The 17,792-nt window shown below is 36.5% G+C and carries 18 protein-coding genes; 7 read left to right on the top strand and 11 right to left on the bottom strand.

The genetic code is table 11. The features are described 5' to 3' along the window. Positions 1–9: 9 nt before the first annotated feature. On the bottom strand, positions 10–1,368 hold the full coding sequence (pyrF, locus tag BMX49_RS09095; protein ID WP_034720072.1) for an orotidine-5'-phosphate decarboxylase: 1,359 nt from the start codon (positions 1,366–1,368) through the stop codon (positions 10–12). 254 nt (positions 1,369–1,622) lie between these two features. Here pyrF and BMX49_RS09100 point away from each other — a divergent pair, with 254 nt between their 5' ends. Together BMX49_RS09100 and BMX49_RS09105 are read left to right on the top strand one after the other, a co-directional pair. Beyond that, the gene (locus BMX49_RS09100; RefSeq protein WP_051803799.1) at positions 1,623–2,114 is read left to right on the top strand and encodes a T9SS type A sorting domain-containing protein; all 492 of its coding nucleotides are present in this window, start codon (positions 1,623–1,625) and stop codon (positions 2,112–2,114) included. A gap of 4 nt (positions 2,115–2,118) precedes the next feature. Next, positions 2,119–3,417 carry a tail fiber domain-containing protein gene (locus BMX49_RS09105; RefSeq protein WP_126337122.1) on the top strand — a complete coding sequence of 433 codons (1,299 nt, stop codon included), beginning with the start codon at positions 2,119–2,121 and terminating at the stop codon, positions 3,415–3,417. Positions 3,418–3,544: 127 nt separating this feature from the next. On the opposite strand, the gene BMX49_RS09110 is transcribed toward BMX49_RS09105, so the two are convergent. Genes BMX49_RS09110 through BMX49_RS09135 form a run of 6 tightly spaced genes read right to left on the bottom strand, consistent with a single transcriptional unit; the run spans position 3,545 to position 10,424 of the window. Next, complete coding sequence (locus tag BMX49_RS09110; RefSeq protein ID WP_034720073.1) at positions 3,545–3,937, bottom strand: response regulator; 393 nt, start codon at positions 3,935–3,937, stop codon at positions 3,545–3,547. Continuing rightward, entirely contained in the window at positions 3,934–4,500 is a 567-nt protein-coding gene (locus BMX49_RS09115; protein ID WP_034720074.1) for a chemotaxis protein CheB, read from the bottom strand. Before BMX49_RS09115 ends, BMX49_RS09110 begins: the two co-directional genes overlap by 4 nt. Continuing rightward, on the bottom strand, positions 4,501–5,322 hold the full coding sequence (locus BMX49_RS09120; RefSeq protein WP_034720075.1) for a CheR family methyltransferase: 822 nt from the start codon (positions 5,320–5,322) through the stop codon (positions 4,501–4,503). Positions 5,323–5,324: 2 nt separating this feature from the next. Then, positions 5,325–5,699 (bottom strand): response regulator, encoded by a 375-nt coding sequence (locus BMX49_RS09125; RefSeq protein ID WP_034720076.1) that lies wholly within the window; start codon positions 5,697–5,699, stop codon positions 5,325–5,327. A gap of 10 nt (positions 5,700–5,709) precedes the next feature. Further along, positions 5,710–9,291: a response regulator gene (locus BMX49_RS09130; protein WP_034720079.1), complete on the bottom strand. Its 3,582-nt coding sequence runs from the start codon at positions 9,289–9,291 to the stop codon at positions 5,710–5,712. Continuing rightward, positions 9,288–10,424: a hybrid sensor histidine kinase/response regulator gene (locus BMX49_RS09135; RefSeq protein ID WP_034720081.1), complete on the bottom strand. Its 1,137-nt coding sequence runs from the start codon at positions 10,422–10,424 to the stop codon at positions 9,288–9,290. The genes BMX49_RS09130 and BMX49_RS09135 overlap by 4 nt, the downstream gene beginning before the upstream one ends. A 173-nt stretch (positions 10,425–10,597) precedes the next feature. On the opposite strand from BMX49_RS09135, the gene BMX49_RS09140 reads away from it, so the two are divergent. Continuing rightward, positions 10,598–12,148: a serine hydrolase gene (locus BMX49_RS09140; RefSeq protein WP_034720084.1), complete on the top strand. Its 1,551-nt coding sequence runs from the start codon at positions 10,598–10,600 to the stop codon at positions 12,146–12,148. A 73-nt stretch (positions 12,149–12,221) separates the two neighbouring features. Here the strand turns inward: BMX49_RS09140 and BMX49_RS09145 are convergent, their stop codons facing one another. Next, positions 12,222–12,698 (bottom strand): SixA phosphatase family protein, encoded by a 477-nt coding sequence (locus BMX49_RS09145; RefSeq protein ID WP_034720086.1) that lies wholly within the window; start codon positions 12,696–12,698, stop codon positions 12,222–12,224. A gap of 112 nt (positions 12,699–12,810) precedes the next feature. Here BMX49_RS09145 and ruvX point away from each other — a divergent pair, with 112 nt between their 5' ends. The 4 genes from ruvX (at position 12,811) to mazG (ending at position 15,306) form a co-directional block, all read left to right on the top strand. Beyond that, positions 12,811–13,227, top strand: coding sequence for a Holliday junction resolvase RuvX (ruvX, locus tag BMX49_RS09150; RefSeq protein ID WP_034720089.1), 417 nt, complete (start codon positions 12,811–12,813; stop codon positions 13,225–13,227). Next, positions 13,224–13,796, top strand: a complete 573-nt coding sequence (gene def, locus BMX49_RS09155) for a peptide deformylase (RefSeq protein WP_034720092.1) — start codon at positions 13,224–13,226, stop codon at positions 13,794–13,796. The genes ruvX and def overlap by 4 nt, the downstream gene beginning before the upstream one ends. A gap of 55 nt (positions 13,797–13,851) precedes the next feature. Beyond that, on the top strand, positions 13,852–14,403 hold the full coding sequence (locus BMX49_RS09160) for a DUF5606 family protein (protein WP_034720094.1): 552 nt from the start codon (positions 13,852–13,854) through the stop codon (positions 14,401–14,403). Between the two features lie 135 nt (positions 14,404–14,538). Continuing rightward, a complete protein-coding gene (gene mazG / locus BMX49_RS09165) occupies positions 14,539–15,306 on the top strand; it encodes a nucleoside triphosphate pyrophosphohydrolase (RefSeq protein ID WP_034720096.1) in 768 nt (255 codons plus the stop codon). 45 nt (positions 15,307–15,351) lie between these two features. Here the strand turns inward: mazG and BMX49_RS09170 are convergent, their stop codons facing one another. The 3 genes from BMX49_RS09170 to BMX49_RS09180 all read right to left on the bottom strand — a co-directional run bounded on the left by BMX49_RS09170 (position 15,352) and on the right by BMX49_RS09180 (position 17,470). Beyond that, a complete protein-coding gene (locus tag BMX49_RS09170; RefSeq protein WP_034720099.1) occupies positions 15,352–15,840 on the bottom strand; it encodes a hypothetical protein in 489 nt (162 codons plus the stop codon). After that, complete coding sequence (locus BMX49_RS09175; RefSeq protein WP_034720102.1) at positions 15,837–16,208, bottom strand: hypothetical protein; 372 nt, start codon at positions 16,206–16,208, stop codon at positions 15,837–15,839. Before BMX49_RS09175 ends, BMX49_RS09170 begins: the two co-directional genes overlap by 4 nt. A 137-nt stretch (positions 16,209–16,345) precedes the next feature. Further along, positions 16,346–17,470: an ABC transporter permease gene (locus BMX49_RS09180; protein ID WP_034720104.1), complete on the bottom strand. Its 1,125-nt coding sequence runs from the start codon at positions 17,468–17,470 to the stop codon at positions 16,346–16,348. Positions 17,471–17,792: the final 322 nt, after the last annotated feature.

Raw genomic sequence — 17,792 nt, forward strand, 5'->3', positions numbered from 1 at the left:
GAATGTAATCTACAAACTTCCTTCATAAGCATTCCAGCCAGCAATTTTGTAACTCAAGGCAGACTTTTCGGCGTCAAATGATTTGTAAATTCCACGTCCTACGATAATGAAATCAGTTTCCAATTCGTTGAAAGCGTGTTCTGGCGTATTGTATTGCTGACCTTTCCCATCGCCAGCTTCGGCAACGTTAATTCCTGGTGTAAACAAAAGCAATTCGTTTGGAATTTTATTTTGAGACACTCCACCAAAAACATTGGGATGCGAGAGTGCAATTTTAGTTGCTTCTTCGCGGTAATTCGTATTGGTCAAAGTCCCTTTAGACGACATTCCCAAAATGGCAACAACGCCAACATTTCTGAAACAGTCTAGCGATTCGTAGCCAGCGATTACTTGCGCAGTCACAAGATCTGCCCAGTTTGAAATCTTATAAAGTCCGTAAGAGAATTGTAATTCCTGTGTGTTTCCGATGTCTGCAAATTTGCGGTCTTCCATTAGCAGAAAGTTATATTTGGTCGCTAAATCTTTTAATGGTAAGATGGTTGCGTCAGAGTCAAAATCAAGAATAATATCCATGTGAGTTTTTAAAGCAACGATGTGTGGACCAACTTTTTCAGCCAGCGTCAATAATTCCTGCGTGGAAGTAACATCTGCGGAAACGATTAGATTCGATTTTTTTTCAATGGCAATTTCCAATAACTTTTGCGCAACGGAATGATCACAAATCTCTAGTTTCTGTTCGTAAGAAAGTCGTTTTTCTTCTTCGAATTTAACGACATTGCCAGCAAGAAAATCGTTGATTCTTCCCACTTCATCATCAGTTAGGTGACCTTCGTCTTTTAACATGGTACAGACGTCAGAAATGGTGAAAAGGGTATGAACACGGAAACCTTTGCTCTCTAAAAGTTCTTTCCCACCTTGTTGGCGATCCAATACCACTACAATATCCGAAACTATAATTCCTTCATTTTCAATTTCCGGAATGGTTTCCAGTAAAGAAGTTCCTGAGGTAACTACATCTTCGACTAACAAGCAGTTTTGGCCAGGCGTATAGATGCCTTCCAGTATTTTTTTAGTACCATACTCTTTGGCTTCTTTTCGTTTGATAATCAACGGGAGATAACTTTCCAGCGACATGGCCGTCGCCATCGGAAGAGCTGCATATGGAACACCACATATCAAATCGAAATTATCCAGTGGAAGCATGTCTAACAGATAATTGGCGAGTAGTTTTAGTATTTTAGGATCCGACGCAAGTGGACGTAAATCCACATAAAAAGGACTTTCAATGCCCGATTTCAGCGTAAACCTACCAAATTTGATGATGCCGAGTTTATAACACTCGAGGAAAAATTCTTTCTTAGTTTCCATGTACTTTTTTACTTTGAAACAAATTTAAGAATTATATCCTAAAAAATCTATCAAACTATTTTTGCTGCTCCACATTTTCCCTGATGGGCGTCTTTTTAAAACTTTTTCGTCTACCTGTTAATTTTTAAAGATCATAGACTCCATTATTTCAAATTGAAAAATAGGTGTTTTCCGCAAAAAATTAGGGTTATATCGCTACTAAAAATCCGACAGTTACTTTTTAATTTTACCATTAATTATAAATACAAAAAATTATGGAAAAATTATTACAAAGTAAATTGCTACACAGTTTTGTATTGCTACTATTTACAAGTGCTGTTTGTAGTTATGCGCAACAAACAACTTTATCTACAGGCGATACTGCACAATCTGCCGCGGGATCTATGTCGTATTCTGTGGGACAAGTTGCCTATCAAAGTTACGAAAATGCGGCGGTGAAAGTTACGGAAGGGATACAACAACCTTATGAGATTTTTGTATTAAGTACCACTGAAAATGCAACTAATAAAAAAATTACAGTTTACCCTAATCCGGTGAAAGATTTTTTGATTGTAGACTTTAATTCTGAAAAACTACAAAAAGGCAGTTATCAATTTTTTGATATAAGTGGTAAATCAATTAAAAGGGGAGAATTGAAAGATCTCAAAAACGAAATTAATACTTCTTCATTTTCCGCTGGAGCCTATATTCTGTCCATCTTAGATAATGGAACAATCATTAAAAATTATAAAATCATTAAAAATTAAAATCATGAAAAAGTCTTTACAACTTCTAGCTTTGCTGTGCATCGTTATTTTGAACGCACAAGCGCCACAGAAATTTTCTTATCAGGCAGTTATCAGAAACGCTTCTAATGCCTTAATTACCAATGCGAATGTTGGGATGAAAATCAGTATTCTGAAAACAACCAATACCGGAACTGTAGTTTATGCTGAAACGCAAACGGCACTCACTAATTCGAATGGGTTGGTTTCGGTGCAAATTGGTAATGGCTCCGTTATAAGCGGAACTATCGCAGCTATAGACTGGAATGCAGATTCTTACTTTCTTAAAGCAGAAATTGATCCTGCTGGAGGCACGAGCTATAGTATTGCAGGAACAAGTCAATTATTAAGCGTTCCTTATGCTTTAAATTCAGGTGGAGGCACAATCTCTGGTACGACTGATAATCTAATTAAATTTACCGGTCCCAAAACCGGGGGAAATTCTATAATTTCAGAATCAACAGGGTCTGTAAATATTGGAAATCCTGCAACCCCTAGCTATACAAGTTTTTTCGGTCCTAGTAGCCAGGCATTTAATGCAATTTATGAAGGTAATAATTATAGAGGATATTTTGGTTCCTATTCTGGTGCAAATGAGGACGTTGATTTCGGAACGGGTGCTGGTAATGCAGCAGGAAGTCTTCATCTAACCATTATGGCAGTGCCTAAAATGACCATCGATAACGATGGTCAAGTCGGAATCGGGACGATTACTCCAGATTCTTTTTTACAAATTTCTGGTGAGCGAGGCACAATGAAGGCAAATTTTACCATAACCAATGCAAGTTCTGGAACTTATCCTGGAATTATGTTAAATTCTTCCGCCTTAGGATCTGCCGGAGCAGGACTTTATGGCAGGTCAACCGGTGGATTAAATGTGTCGGACTCAAACGGTATCGGTTATGGACCTGTGTTCGCTTCAGCCTTCACTGTTTCCAGTGATATTAGAACCAAAAAGGAGGTTAAATATCTTACTGAAACAGATTACGATACTTATCTTAAAGATTTACGTAAAATCTCTTCCGCGACTTACCGTTACAATTGGGAGAATAAACAAAGCAGACCTGAATCTCATTTAGGGTTTATATCGCAAACTCTTCCTAATTCAATTCAAATGACAATCGACCAAAGTCCGTCAAAATTGGGTGAACCGATGATTGGATATAATCTTTCCGACATGGCTGGATTGACTGTAATTGTGCTGAAAGCGTTAGATGCTAAGTTAACAGCACAGGAAGAAATAATTCAAAAACTTCAAAAAAGATTGGAATTGTTAGAGAAATAGTAGTTGATAAAGTAATTGGTTAAAAGAAGCGCTCAATCTTTAAGATTGGGCGTTTTTATTTAAACTGCAATTCCTTTAAATAGTTGAAATTAAATAGTGGATTTAAAAATAAAAATATCTTTTGCGACTAATATATTCCCCCAACATATTTCTGAACAATATTCTCAAACTGATCGATGTCAAAAGGTTTGGCAATAAAATCATCGGCACCGGCTTCCGCTGCCAGTTCACTAATATTGCTATTGGCGGAAAAGTAAATAACTGGAATGTTTTTTAAATCGTAATTTGCTTTTAACAATCTGGTCGCTTCAATTCCACTCATATCGGGGAGCCAATTGTCCATAAAAATAAGATCAGGCATAAATTCCGTCACTTGTTTTTCAATTGAATTGGTGGTCGCAGAAGTGTTGACTTGACAGCCGAGATCTTCTAAAATTTCTGTACACAACTCTAGAATCTCTAAGTTGTCATCAAAAATAAATATCTTTTTAGACTTTTTTAATGCTATAGTTTCAGTCATCGTGGTAATTGATTTATATAATTGGCCATTTCTTTTGGATTTAGTATTGCGTCATTGGCGACGTGTTCGATTGCATATTCGGGCATAAACGGTACAATTGCAGTGCTGGGATCTTGAATAATCACACTGCCACCCTTTTCGTTCACTTTTTGTAAACCTTTCGTGCCATCACTATTGGCTCCAGAAAGTAACAAACATACAAGATTTTCTTTAAATACTTGGGAAGCGCTCTCAAAACTGACATCAATAGACGGACGGGAAAAGTTAATTTTTTCGGAGGCATCTAACGAAAAAGTTTTGTCGTTTTCGATGAGTAAGTGGTAATCGGGCGGTGCGATATATAAAGTCGTCCCAACTAGTTTTTCTTTTTCCTCTACTTCTTTGACCGTCAATTTGGTTTTACTGCTTAACAGATCCGTCAGTAAACTTTCTTGCCCAGATTTACGGTGAAGTACGACGATAATTGGAAATGGTAAAACAGGGTCGATGTCCGGAAGTACTTTTAAAAGAACATCCAAACTGCCGGCAGATCCACCTATAACCAATGCTTCACAGTGTTTCATTTAATGAATTTTTCGCCAGATTTTATCGGAGTTAAGTCGCTCAAAGTTTTTCGAAACAGCAGAAAAATCTAAGCTTTCTTTTGTTCCTAAAGCGAGATAGCCAAATTTTTCCAGACTGTTATCGAATAACTGGAAGACCTTTGTTTGCAATTCTCGGTCAAAATAAATGATTACATTCCGACATAAAATAAGCTGAAACTCATTAAATGAATTGTCAGAAACCAAGTTGTGGGTGGAAAAAATAATCTTTGTTTTCAAATCATCGTTGAGTTTACCCAAAGAATAATTGGCGGTATAATAATCAGAAAACTGCTCTCGTCCACCAGCCGCAATATAATTCTCCGTATATAATTTTATTTTACTTAAAGGAATCATTTGCTGCGCTGCGTTTTCTAAAACTGCGCTGTTAATGTCTGTCGCATAAATAAGCGATTTGTGCAAAAGATTGAGTTCTTTTAAAAAGATTGCTACAGAGTAGGCCTCTTCACCCGTACTGCAACCAGCAATCCAAATTCTGATAAAAGGATAGGTTCCAAGTCTTGGTAGAATCTCCGTTTTTAAAGTTTTATAGAATTCGGGATCCCTGAACATCTCAGTAACATTGATGGTTACTTGTTCCAAAAACCTTTTGAAATAGGATGGTTCTGAGCGGATCTTATATTGAAATTCTGCGAAGCTCACAAAATTATCTAATTCATAAAGCCGAACAATTCTTCGTTTCAGCGATGCACGTGAATATCCCGTAAAGTCGTAACCGTAAATTTCCAAAACATCAGAAAGAAGCGTTTCGATATGTTCGTCAATATGATCTGTAGAATGCACTATTAATCAATTAATTGGTTGAGTAACAAAACGAGTTCATCCACATCAACTGGTTTAGAAATATAGCCGTCAGCGCCAGCTTCAATGCATTTTTCACGGTCGCCAGTCATTGCCTGGGCGGTGATCGCAATGATGGGAATGTCTTTCAAGTCTGTGTCGTTTTTCATTTTCTCAATCGCTTCATAGCCGTCCATTTCGGGCATCATCATATCCATCAAAACGATACCCACGTTTTTGTTTTCGGAAAGCATTTTTAAACCTTGATGAGCACTAATAGCGGAAACGCAGCGGAATTTTTTCGACTTTAAAACGGCACTTAGCGCGAAAATATTTCTGCTGTCATCATCGATGATGAGAATTTCTCTTTCGTTATTCATAATGTGAATTTTACATTTTATCGTATAACCAAACTCTTAATAAAGAAACCAATTGATCAATGTCGACAGGTTTTGAAATATAATCTGAGGCACCAACTGCGATACATTTCTCACGGTCACCCATCATCGCTTTTGATGTAACGGCTAGCACTGGTAAGTTTTTAAATTGAGGTAAAGTTCGAATTTCACGGATGGATTCATAACCATCCATTTCTGGCATCATCATATCCATCAAAACAATATCAATTGACGAATCTGAATTTAAAACTTTTAAGGCTTCTTTTCCATCCATGGCGGGAAGTACTTTCATGCCGTGCAATTCGAGCGCTTTTGTTAATGAGAAAATATTCCTAACATCGTCATCAGCCAATAATACGGTTTTATCTTTTAGAATATTTCTTAATTCTCCCGAGTTTTCGAAACCTCTTACTTGATCTTGTTTTTTCTTATTTTTTTCTTCTACGATGTGAAGGAATAAACCGGCTTCATCCAAAATACGTTGGTAAGAATAGGCTGTTTTTACTACAATAGAATCTGCATATTTTTTTATGCGATTTTCCTCTCCTTTAGAAAGACTTTTCCCAGTAAACACAATAATAGGCAGATGCTCTAATCCTTTATTTTGTTTAATGGTTTCTAAGGTTTCATAGGCATTTTTATCTGGCATTCCCATATCCAGAATTACGCAATCGATTTCTTGGTTGTGAAGTGCGTCGATACTTTCTGCCACATTATTGACAATATCGGTATTGATATTATTAACGCTTAGGAAGTAACTTAAAGCTTTGGCGTGCTGTTCATTTTCTTCTACAATCAACACTTTTTTAGGCGAACGGACTAAAGCGTTTTCTAATTTTTTGAAAACTTCCTGCATTTGTTCCAAAGCAAATGGCTTATTGATGAAATCCACTGCGCCTCTCAATAAACTTTCTTGCTTAAATTTCATGGAGGACATAATATGAACCGGAATCGGTTTGGTAACCGGATTTGATTTCAGGGCTTCCATCACCTGCCAACCGTCCATAATTGGCAATTGAATATCGAGTAAAATCGCCAGCGGTTTATAGTGTTGCGCCAATTCAATACCGATATCACCGCGCACGGTAGCAATCACTTTGTAATTTCGAGATCTCGCAAAATTCAATAATATTTTTGCAAAAGCCGTATCGTCTTCGATGATCAAAATAATCTTGTCTCCTTCTTCGATATTTTCTCGGTCATCATCAATTGCTTCTGGAATAAATTTAGAAATATATCGTTCTGGTTGCTTTTCTACTTCTACGACAGGATAAATTACTTTTTCTAATTCCAGGTGAGGTTCTTCAATTTCTGCGTCTTCAAAATCTACAGGTACGATTAGGGTGAACTGGCTTCCTACGCCTTCTGTACTTTTTAAATTGATTTCTCCACCGAGCAATCTTGCGAGTTCGCGACTGATAGAAAGTCCCAATCCCGTTCCGCCATATTTGCGTTGTGTAGAACCATCTGCTTGTTGAAAGGCTTCGAAAACCATCATCAACTTGTCCTCGGCAATCCCAATTCCAGTATCGATTACCGTAAATAAAACTTTCTGTTTCAAGTCATCATTCGAGATCTGTAGTTTGATGCTTCCTTCCGAGGTAAATTTAATGGCGTTGGACAAAAGATTTTTTAGAATTTGTTCTAATCGTAGTTTATCCGTATTTATCGTTGCTAAAGTTTCAGGCTCAATTGTTATAATTAAATCCAGGTTTTTTTCTTTGGCCATTGGTTTAAACAACATTCGCAGATCTGAAGTTATTATTTCTAAAGGAACTTCATTTATTTCTAAGGTCATTTTACCGGATTCGATTTTAGAAAGGTCTAAAATTTCGTCGATTAAAGTTAATAATCCTTGACCAGAACTTTGCATTACCGTTCCGTACTCCACATATTGTTCATCTAGATCATCACTTTCGGTCATCAATTTTGATAACAATAAAATTGAATTAAGAGGAGTACGTAGTTCGTGAGACATGTTCGCTAAAAACTCAGATTTGTATCTGGTGCTTTGCTGCAGCTCAATTGATTTTTGTTGAATATCGATGTTTCGTTCTTCAATCAAAACATTTTTTTCTTCCAATAAACTCGTTCTCTCCTCAAGCTCTTGATTGCTTTGCATTAATTCTTCCTGCTGAACCCGAAGTTCTTCTTCTGAAGCGAGTAGTTTCTGCGACTGCGCTTCCAATTCTGCGTTGATGTTTTCCAATTCTGCATGCTGCGTTTGAAGTTCTTCCGACTGTGCCTGAGTTTCTTCTAACAATTCCTGCATTTTAATTCTGCTTTGTGCACTGTAAAATGCCAAACCGATATTACCAGCGGTCGCCTGGAGAAATTCTAAATGAAGTGGCGTAAATTCAGTGGTTGATCCCACTTCAATAACGCCCAACGGCATATTGTATCTGGTAATTGGAATCGCAATAATATTTTTCGGTTTGGTATTTCCCGTGGCATAACTGATGGTTGATTCATTATCGGCAATGTCTTCAACCAATATTTTTTTACCAGAACGAAAAGCCTCACCCACAATACCTTGACCAACTTTTAACACTTTTTTCGTGCCGTTGCCTTCCATGGCAAAACTACCTTTGAGATGTAAATGATTATCTTCTTTCTGCAGATAAATTGCCGCGACGTTACCGTTGGTGTGTTCGATGATACTCGCCAAAATATCTGTTGCCAATTTCGCCGTGTTTTTATCGCCAATCGTACGGTCATTCACTTGCGCAATAGCTGAACTTAGCCATTCTTTTTCCGCTAATGAATTAAAAGAATTTTGAAGTGATTGAGCCATTTTATTAAGCGGTTCGGCAATACTGCCAAGGTTTTTTTTAGCATTCCGATCCAGTAGAATGTTATAATCACCAGCAGAAATCTGAGCGGCTACTTGTCCAATGGCAGCAAGTCTATTTTCACTTTCTTCATTTTTATCTTTAAGTTCATCCGTAAGGTTGTTCTTCTCATTATAATCCTGAGAAACTTTGCGGAAAAACACAAGCGTTATCGTAATCGCCAGCAAGGCTGAAAAGATAATCAGTAATGGAGTATAAGAAGCAAGTTTATTCAAGGATTCCGTACGGGTTTGCAGAATAGCTTTTTCTTCAGCTTGCATACTTTCAATCGAGGTACGGATTTGATCCATATGCTTTTTCCCCGCTAAAAGTTGCGCAGTTGTTACTGCATTTTTCTGCTTTTTCTCATTTAAATTCCGATCTAATATTTCCACGCGTGCTTCAACATTCGTTTTTAATAAATCAAAATTTTGATTTTGCGCTTGTGTACCAGAAATTTCAGAGGATAAAACACTTACGGCTCCCGAAATTTTTTCCTTTGCTTTGGTGTAAGGATCAAGAAAAGCAATGTCTTCCGTCAAAAGATAGCCACGTTGGCCAGTTTCAGCATCTTTAACTAAAGAAAAAAGATGGTCGAGATCTTTAATAATGGTATTGCTTTTTCGCACCATCTGTGAGCTTTCAATTAAATTTTTGATGCTAAAGAATGACGCGAAGGAACTTATAAGTAAGAGGCCGAGTGATAAGCCGAGTCCAAATAGTAGATTTCTTTTAAAACTCATGATAATATTTTGATTGCTTCCTTTTCAGGAGATAATGGTAAATTAAAATAAAATTCAGATCCTTTGCCAGCTGTACTTTTAACGCCTATTTTTCCATTATGGCGGTCAATGATTTCCTGGCAAATATAGAGTCCGATTCCCAGTCCCTGAAAACGTTCAGAGGTTTCCTCAATCCGATAAAATTTTTCAAAAACCTTGTGCTGATGTTCTTCAGACATGCCAATTCCAAAATCTCTTACTGAGAAATGAATTTCCTGGTCACGCACTTCTGAACTGATATGAATTTCTTCACCATCGGGACCATACTTGATCGCGTTGGTTATAAAATTAATAATGACTTGTTCGATCCGCATTTCATCACCAAAAACCTCACGCGAGAGGCAACCGTTTTTCACAATTTTAACTTGAGGATTAGATTGCTGCATTATTTCAATAATGTGGTCCAGCGTTTCGTCAAAAGAAAAATACTGTTTGTTGAACTTTAATTTTCCGCTTTCAATTTTAGAAATATCTAAGAGGTCGGCGATGAGTAAATTTAATTTTTCAATTTGGTTCTGTACCTTATGCAGACGCGTTCGTATGGTTTCCTTATCGTTTTTATCCAAACTCCTTTCTAATAACTGAATGTATCCTTTGATACTTGTCATCGGAGTTTTCAGTTCATGACTGGCAATACTTATAAACTCATCTTTCTTGCGCTCTGCTTCTTTTCGGAATTCAATTTCCTGTCGCAATGTTATTTGCATCTCATTCAGGGCGCGACTTTGCTCATAAATTCGATAGAAGGTTTTCACTTTTAAAAGAAGAATGTTCATATCAACCGGTTTGCTGATATAATCTAAACCACCGGAGGAATAACCACGCGTGATTAACGTTACATCTGCAGTTGCGGCAGAAAGAAAGATGATGGCTGTTTCTTTGGCTTTACTGTAGCCAGAAATCGCTTCTGCGACTTCAAAACCATCCATGCCGGGCATTTGAACATCTAGGATAATTAGAACGTACGACTTTTTCAGAATTTTTTTCAAAGCCTCTTCTCCAGACGAAGCGGTATCTACTTCGAAATCATTTTTCTCAAGAACCTTTTTCAAGGATATAATGTTTTCCGGAGAATCATCGACAATTAAAATCATTAGCTATATTTAAATTTAACCACAAAAGTTAACAAATATAACATATTTAGAAATGCTGACAACAATAATGAGCTAGGAGGCGAGTAGTAATTATGTAATAGAAGGTAATCTATTCGACTTAATGATTATGAAATATTTCCAGAATTTTCTATCTTCGTGCAAATCAAAATCTAATGAAAACAAAATTCAGCTTACTTTTTATTCTGATATCAGTCTTCGCATTCTCGCAGATTGAAGAAAAGAAACTCGACGAACTTATCCAAAATACTTTAAAAACATTCGACGTTCCAGGAATTTCCGTAGGAATTATAAAAGATGGGAAAGTGGTTTATTCCAAAGGGTTTGGCGTAAGATCAATTACCAATAATCAAAAGATGACCGATGAAACTTTAGTAGGGATTGCCTCTAATTCGAAAGGTTTCACAGCGACTGCTTTGGCAATGTTAGCCGATGAAGGAAAATTAAAATTTGATGATAAAGTGTCCAAATATATTCCCGAATTTCAAATGAATGATGCTTATGTTTCTCAGGAAGTAACCATCAAAGATCTGATAACGCACCGTGCTGGCCTTGGTTTAGGACAAGGTGATTTAATGTTTTTTCCGGAAGGTGGGCCGCTGACTGTCAATGATATTATTCACAACGTTCGATATTTAAAACCCGAAAATTCTTTTAGAAGTACTTTGGATTATAACAATATCATGTTCATTGTTGCAGGTGAAGTGATTCATAGAGTTTCTGGACTCTCGTGGGCAGAATTTATTGAACAAAGAATTTTGAAACCAGTTGGTATGACGTCTAGTTACGGAAGTTACAACAGAGCAAAAGCAGCCAATGTTCCGAACATTATCGATGCGCACGCGCCAGTTGATGGCAAGGTGATTCAAGTTCCTCATGACTGGAATGAAACCGGAAATGCAGCGGGTGGAATTATGAGCAATATTAAAGACATGAACATTTGGGCAGAGTTTTTAGTAAATGGTTTTACCACGAAAGACGGAAAGAAACTTGTCACCGATAAACAGATTCAGCAATTGTGGAATCTCCAGATTTCTACGCCAGTGGCTTTAAAAAATCCGTACGATACCAATTTTAACGGGTATGGATTAGGTTGGTTTGTAACCGATGTGAAAGGTCACAAACAGGTTTATCATACTGGCGGTTTGATTGGAACGGTAACGCAATTTACTTTAATTCCAGACCTGAAATTAGGGATTGTCGTATTGACCAATCAACAAAGTGGCGCAGCTTTCAGTGCCATTACTAATACTGTGAAAGATGCGTATTTAGGAGTTGCAGATCGAAACTGGCTGAAATTGTATGGCGAAAGAATGGCAAAAATAGAAGCGGAATATGCCAAAGGAAAGAAAGAAGTTTTCGCAAAATCTGACACCTTTAAAAAAGATAAAAATAGCCAAATTAAAAGTGAACAGATCGCCGGAACTTATACTGATCCATGGTTTGGTGATGTAATGGTTTCAAAAGAAGGAAATAGTTTCAGAATTTTCTGTAAGAATTCGCCAAGATTAAAAGGAGAGTTGTTACCATATTCTCCTAACGTAATGATTGCAAAATGGGATGATAGAAGTTATGATGCCGATGCTTTTGTAAATTTTAATTTAGATGAAAACGGAAAAGCAGAAGGAATGAGATTGAAACCAATTTCCGATATCACTGATTTTAGTTTTGATTTTGAAGATCTGGATTTACAGAGAACGAAATAAACGAATTTTTTAGAAAATGAAAAACCTCACCAAATTATTTTGATGAGGTTTTTTTTATGTTTTTAAAATATGTTTAAATCTTCTTCGGTTCATGAAAATAAATTAATTTCTTCTTGGCGTCGTGAAAGTCTGCCCAGGATTCACACTCAATTTGAAATCCGGCCACGCCGCAAGTTGGGAACATAAACATATCTTCCGACATGCTATTGGCAAAATTGGAGATTCCATTATTATGAGAAAACATAGCGACATGATTTAAATTATCATCTAAGCCAAGGGTGATATTTTCGAAATTAGTATCCGATGCATTGTAAAGTTTTGCGATCGTCTCGATCTCGATTTCATATTTTTTATTAAATATTTCACAAGTCGTAAGAGCGCGTAAAGCGGGACTTGAAAAGAATTTATCAATGGCGATGTTCTGGTTTTTCAGAAAGTGGGACATTTTCTCAGCATCGTGAAATCCTTTCTCCGCCAAAGGTCTGTCAAAATCTTCAGTGTTTTCTGGCCAATCGCTTTTTGCGTGCCTGATGAGAATTAAAGTTTTCATGCGCTCTGTTTTTTAAAACATTAAAATTATAAATTATTTTGATAAGACCTTGTAAAAAAAATGTAAACCTTCACAAAATCATTTCAACAAAATTTTATTAAATTTGCACACGATGTCACAAATATTAGCAATTGATTATGGAAGAGCGCGGTGCGGAATTGCAGTCACCGATGATATGCAGATCATTGCAAGTGGTTTGGAAACCGTTCCCACCAAAGAAATTTTTATATTTTTAAAAAATTACTTCAGTTTAAATAAAGTGGAGCAGATTGTAGTCGGACTTCCTACCGATTTAAAAGGAAATTTAAATGAAGTAGAAGTTCATATTTTAAAATTTATAGAAAAGTTTAAAACTGAATTTCCAACAGTTGAGGTCGCCCGTTTTGATGAACGATTTACCTCGAAAATGGCTTCTTTCTTTATCTCCCAAAGTGGTAAGAGTAAGAAGAAGCGCGAAGAAAAAGGATTGATTGATAAAGTGAGTGCAACCATCATATTGCAAAATTATTTAGAGCAAATACAAAGATGATATTACCGATAAGAGCATTTGGAGATGCGATGTTAAGAAAGCATTGCCATGAAATTAACAAGGATTATCCCGAGTTAAAAACTTTGGTGGAAAATATGTTCGATACCATGAACAGTGCAAATGGCATTGGTTTGGCAGCTCCCCAAATCGGCTTGGATATTCGTCTGTTTATCGTAGACGTTTCGCCCTTGGCAGAAGATGAAGATTATGAAGATATCGCCGATGAACTGAAAGATTTCAAGAAGGTTTTCATTAACGCAAAAATGTTAGAAGAATCGGGTGAAGAATGGAAATTTAATGAAGGTTGTCTGTCCATTCCCGATGTTCGCGAAGATGTAAAAAGAAAAGAAACAATTGTAATCGAATATTATGACGAAAATTTCGTTAAACATACCGACACTTTTTCTGATATGAGAGCGCGTGTAATTCAGCATGAATACGATCATATCGAAGGGATTTTGTTTACGGATCATTTGAGTTCTTTAAAGAAAAAATTAGTCAAAGGAAAATTAATGAAGATTTCACAGGGCGATGTTTCGGTGACTTACAAAATGCGTTTTCCGAAATAAATCCAATTTAAGATTGGAATAAAATAAATATTAAATTCAAACAAATAATAAAAACATGCAGTTAGAAAAGATAATCTCAATTTCCGGGAAACCAGGACTTTACAAATTGATTTCGCAGTTGAAAAATGGTTTCATCATCGAAGATGTATTAACCAAGAAAAAAGTAAGTATTTCTAATTCCTCGCAAGTAAGTTTGCTTGATAATATCGCGATGTTTACGTTTGACAAAGAAGTTCCTTTGTTTGAAGTTTTCGAAAACGTAGCTAAAGATTTTGACTACAAAGAAACTATTTCTCACAAATCGACTGATGCAGAATTAAGAGAATTTATGACCAAATCATTGCCAGATTATGACAATGAAAGAGTGTATGTTTCCGACATCAAAAAATTAGCACAATGGTATAACATCCTTCACAAAGCAGGCTATATTACTCCAGAAAGTTTTGTAAAATCAGAAGAATCAGCGGCGGAAGAACCTTCAATTACCGATTCGATCGATTCTAAAAAAGGGGCGACGAAAGCTGATAAAACAACGACTCCAAAAGCAAAAGCATCAACTTCAGCTGCTAAATCAGCACAGAAGAGTACGCATAGAAAAATGGGATAATTTCCTTTTTCTTTTTAAATTTACTTTGTCAAAGTTTAAATCTTTGACAAAGTTTTTTGTTTTAAGACCTACCGCCATTGTTAGCAATGCGTTACGTTCTATCATCCATCATCCATCACCAATCATCTATCACTTATGAACTCCAGACAAGACCAACTCGACGCGTTCAATCGCTTACTCGATATCATGAACGATTTACGGCAGAAATGCCCCTGGGATCAAAAGCAGACTTTACAAACACTGCGTCATTTGACTTTGGAAGAAGTGTATGAACTTTCGGATGCTTTGCTTAATGAAGACTTGCCGGAGATTAAAAAAGAGTTGGGCGATGTTTTATTACATCTGGTTTTCTATGCGAAAATTGGGTCTGAGAAGGGAAGTTTTGATATTGCAGATGTCATCAATTCATTAAATGAAAAATTGATTTTCCGTCATCCGCATATTTATGGCGATGTAGAGGTTAAGGATGAAGAAGAAGTAAAACAAAACTGGGAAAAACTGAAATTGAAAGAAGGCAACAAATCAGTGCTTTCTGGAGTGACCAAAGGAACGCCGAGTTTAATAAAAGCCTATCGCATTCAAGATAAAGTAAAAGGAATCGGGTTTGAATTTGCCAACGCTGAAGATGCCTGGAAAAAAGTGGATGAAGAACTGGCAGAATTTCACGCCGAAACTGATTTGGATAAAAAAGAACAGGAATTAGGTGATGTCTTTTTCTCACTTGTTAATTACGCCAGAATTTCTGGCATAAATCCCGACACAGCCTTAGAACGAACCAATAATAAATTTATCAACAGATTTCAGAAAATGGAAAATCTGGCTTTCGCTAAAAATCTAAATTTAGCCGATTTAAGTTTAGAGCAGATGGATGAACTTTGGGAAGAAGCTAAGAAAAATGAATAAACCTCCAGATTTCTGAAGGTTTATTAAGATTTATGAATTAATTATTTAGTTAAAATACTTGTGGTATTTCTCCATTGATTCATTTAATTCTTCCACGATATGATTCGCATCATCTCTGTTTTCTGCCTTTTTCAATTTGTCAATTTCCTGCATGTGAGGCATTAGCCAGGCGTGCAAAACATCGTGCGGCGTTCCTTTGATAGTGCAACTTTTTATCAAATTGTCATTGGTGTCGCTCAGGTTTTTCCCCAGCATTTTAAAATCGCCGTTGACGGGATCATAAGCTTTCACTTGACTTTCCATTTCATTGATGAACGGTTTCATTTCTGCATTCATCGCCCATTTTGCGCCGTCATTGAGCTGCAATTTCACAGATTCATCATGGTCATCAGATTTTTCTTCCTCATCATGTTTCGCGTTATCTTCCACTGCGATTTGCTCCGTACTTGAAAGTTCAGTTTTTGATTCCTGTTTTTTATCGCAAGAAACTACGATTGCTAAACCCAATAGCGCTGATAAAATAATCTTTTTCATTTTTTAAAAATTTTTGTTGTTATATATAAAAATAGGGAGGTTACGCCGATTCGGAAAGCCATTGCTACGATGGTTTTTGTTTCGTACAATCCTCCAGTAGTAATGTGAGTAAATAAATTCATGTAAGCGAGAACGAGAACGATTAAAGAAACTACAAGCGGTATTTTCACCCAAGACTTATTGGCTAAAATTGCAAATGCAGTTGTTAAATAAAGAATTCCACAAATCCAGTTTGCCCAGACAACCAGCGGAACATAATTTCCTTCTTTTGCTCGAATTCCGAACCAATCAAAAAGCACTGAACTGCTCATAAAAAGCGTCACCAATCCAAAGAGGATGAGAAAGACCAGAAGTATTGTTTTTTTCATAATTATAAGTATTTAAATATAAGGTTTATAAAATTCAATTTCTTATGATTTGGATCAGTCTCACTATTTTTAAACGAATACTTTTATTTAATTCGGTCTGAAGGCAGAAACAATAATTTGCTTTTAAAATCTAATCTCTAACTCGTCTTTTGATAACGTAAAACAGACCAAGTAATCACGATAAAAGCTAAAGCTGTTATGAATCCGAAGTGCGGTAATAAATCCGTGAAGCCGCTGTTTTTCAACATTATTAAGCGCACGCCATCTACGCCATAAGTTACAGGATTTAAATAGGCGATATATTTTGCCCAATCGGTCATGCTTTCGGTTGGGGTAAATAATCCGCTCATTAAGATGAAAATCATCATAAAGAAAAAGACCATGAACATCGATTGCTGTTGCGTGTCGCTGTAAACCGAGGCCAAAAGTCCCATGCCTAAAATCGCGATAAGGTAAACAGAAATGAACGCGTAGAGTAGCAGATAACTGCCCTGCATTTGAACTTTATAGACGAAGATGGTGACCAAAAGTCCTATGGAAAAAGCAACCATGGACAAAATCCAGAACGGTATTAGTTTCCCTAAAATAAAATCTCGCTTTTTAATTGGTGAAACGTTGATCTGTTCGATGGTACCGATTTCTTTTTCTTCTACGATATTTAAGGCGGTTAAATAGCCGCCGATCAGAGTGACTAAAAAAGCTAAAATTCCTGGAACCAAAGAAAGTCGATAGTTATAGGTTTCATTGAACAAAAATTTCGGTACGATTTCTAAGCCTGAAATTTGTTGCGCACTTTCCAGATCGGGATTCATTTCTAATTGCACTTGTTGATTATAACTTTGCAGAATTTGAGCCAAATAACTAGCGGAAAGTCCAGCTTTTGTTCCGTTAATCGCGTTGATGGCGATCAAAACTTTTTCTTTGTTTTCAACAACTAAATTTTTCTCGAAGTTATTTGGGATTTCCAAAATTAAATCAATCTTATCTTTTTCCACTTCTTGGTAAGCATCATTGTAATTCTCACCATAATGCATGATTTTAAAATATCCTGAAGCGGTAATTTTCCGAATCAATTCTCGGGATTCAGTCGATTTATCGTGATCAACGACGGCAATTTTAATGTCTTTTATTTCATAGTTTGCTGCTAGCGGAAGAATGACCAATTGAATCACTGGCATCACGAAAATCATAGCCAATATCGATTTGTTCCTGAATATTTGAAGGAATTCTTTTTTGATCAATATGAATAATGTTCTAAACATTTTTTTTTAAATCTATTTAAACGCAAAGGCCGCAAAGGGTTTTATACTTTTTGTACTCTTTTTTTATGGGCGCAAAGGCGCTTCGCTTATCAAAGGCTTTTTGTGCCTTTCGTATGTTGATCGTACTTTTCAATTTATAACAGACCTGCAGCCTCTCGTCTTTAAGGACGAGAGAGCTCTTTTTTATTGGTGGCTGAGCCTGTCGAAACTAAGCCAACAATAAAAAAAGCGGGAGCCCTTCGGCAAGCTCAGGGTAAACTCAGGCGGAATTGTCTGCCCAAAAAATTATTCTCATTTTTCTACATTTTCGAATACTGCCTAT

Origin of the sequence: Kaistella antarctica (genome assembly GCF_900109615.1) — a bacterium.
GTDB lineage: Bacteria > Bacteroidota > Bacteroidia > Flavobacteriales > Weeksellaceae > Kaistella > Kaistella antarctica.